Genomic DNA, 276 nt, shown 5'->3' with positions numbered 1-276 from the left:
CGTCCGTCACTTCATGGACGAGCTTGCCGTTGACGTAATAACGCAGGCGCTGAGGCTCCCAGACGAAGGCGTAATCGTTAAAGCCGGCATCGGCTCCGCCTTCCACCGGTACCAGTTTTTCGTTACCGCCCTTGGCAGAGATATACTGGTTGAGCTGCACCTTGCCCGTATTCTTGCCCAGCACCTCGAAATCGATTTCATCGTGCGGTTTCTTGTCGGTCGGGCCGATATAGGTGAAGAAGGCCGAGTTCAGACCCGAGCCGGTGGCGGCCTTCA

1 protein-coding gene is annotated in these 276 nt (G+C 57.2%); it reads right to left on the bottom strand.

Annotation, left to right across the window (positions count from 1 at the left end; translation table 11 throughout):
* Positions 1-276 (bottom strand): family 16 glycosylhydrolase (locus SB773_RS31455; RefSeq protein ID WP_410594226.1); only part of this gene is annotated, 276 nt, incomplete at both ends.

This window comes from Bacillus sp. SIMBA_074, from assembly GCF_046534555.1.
GTDB classification, from domain to species: domain Bacteria; phylum Bacillota; class Bacilli; order Bacillales; family Bacillaceae_G; genus Bacillus_A; species Bacillus_A mycoides.
Note: the sequence above shows the minus strand (reverse complement) of the source record. Positions and strands in the feature narration are given on the sequence as shown.